The organism is Streptomyces sp. NPDC047061 (genome assembly GCF_040643955.1).
Classification (GTDB): Bacteria; Actinomycetota; Actinomycetes; order Streptomycetales; family Streptomycetaceae; genus Streptomyces.
This window is the reverse complement of the sequence record NZ_JBEYVI010000132.1, coordinates 1-1513: the sequence shown is the minus strand read 5'-3', so window position 1 is coordinate 1513 and position 1513 is coordinate 1. Positions and strand designations below refer to the sequence as shown.

The window sequence follows — 1513 nt, the reverse complement described above, 5'->3', positions numbered from 1 at the left end:
TGGGGCATCTACAGCGGCTACGAACTCTGCGAGAACACCCCCCTCAGGGAAGGCGGCGAGGAGTACCTCGACTCCGAGAAGTACCAGCTCAAACCCCGCGACTGGACCGCCGCCGACACCGACGGCATCGCCCCCCTCATCACCCGCCTCAACACCGTCCGGCGCAACAGCCCGGCCCTGCGGCAGCTGCGTAACCTGACCTTCCACCACACGGACAACGACTCCGTCATCGCGTACAGCAAGCGCACCGGGTCGGACGCGGTTCTGGTGGTCGTGAACCTCGATCCGCACCACACCCAGGAGGCCACGGTCTCGTTGGACATGCCGCAACTCGGCCTGGACTGGAACGCCGTCCTGTCCGTGCAGGACGAACTGACGGGTGAGACCTACTCATGGGGCAGGACCAACTTCGTGCGCCTCGTCCCCGGCCGGACGCCGGCGCATGTGCTCCAGGTAGGGCGGCCGACACCAGCGAACGGAGGGCCCAGCGCGTCATGACTGTCAACGACCCCGTCCCGGACACCTTCGCGGACACACCTGCCAAGGACCGGGACCCGGACTGGTTCAAACGGGCCGTCTTCTACGAGGTCCTGGTCCGCTCCTTCCAGGACAGCGACGGCGACGGCATCGGCGACCTCAAGGGCCTGACCGCCAAGCTCGACTATCTGCAGTGGCTCGGCGTGGACTGCCTCTGGCTGCCGCCCTTCTTCAAGTCCCCGCTGCGGGACGGCGGTTACGACGTCGCCGACTACACCGCCGTGCTCCCCGAGTTCGGCGACCTCGCCGACTTCGTGGAGTTCGTCGACGCCGCCCACCAGCGCGGCATGCGCGTCATCATCGACTTCGTCGTCAATCACACGAGCGACCAGCACCCGTGGTTCCAGGAGTCCCGGAAGAACCCGGACGGGCCGTACGGCGACTTCTACATGTGGGCGGACGACGACAAGCAGTACCAGGACGCGCGGATCATCTTCGTCGACACCGAGGTCTCCAACTGGACCTTCGACCCCGTGCGCGGCCAGTACTACTTCCACCGCTTCTTCTCGCACCAGCCCGACCTCAACTACGAGAACCCGGCGGTGCAGGAGGAGGTGCTGGCGGCGCTCCGGTTCTGGCTGGACCTGGGCATCGACGGCTTCCGGCTGGACGCGGTGCCGTATCTGTACGCGCAGGAAGGCACCAACTGCGAGAACCTGCCGCCCACCCACGAGTTCCTGAGGCGGGTCCGCCGCGAGATCGACGCCATGTTCCCGGACACCGTGCTGCTGGCCGAGGCGAACCAGTGGCCGGAGGACGTCGTCGACTACTTCGGGGCCTACGACAAGGGCGGCGACGAGTGCCACATGGCATTCCATTTTCCGGTGATGCCGCGGATCTTCATGGCCGTGCGCCGGGAGTCCCGCTACCCGGTCTCGGAGATCCTCGCCAAGACCCCCGCCATCCCCTCCGGCTGCCAGTGGGGCATCTTCCTGCGCAACCACGACGAGCTCACCCTCGAAATGGTCACCGACGA

The 1513-nt window shown here is 66.6% G+C and carries 2 protein-coding genes; both read left to right on the top strand.

Annotated features, from left to right (window positions below; translation table 11 throughout):
* The coding region (locus tag ABZ887_RS51115; RefSeq protein WP_361306599.1) for an alpha amylase C-terminal domain-containing protein at window positions 1-498 on the top strand (498 nt) is incomplete at its 5' end.
* Window positions 495-1513 (top strand): alpha-amylase family glycosyl hydrolase (locus ABZ887_RS51110; protein WP_361306597.1); only part of this gene is annotated, 1019 nt, incomplete at its 3' end. The genes ABZ887_RS51115 and ABZ887_RS51110, both read left to right, overlap by 4 nt.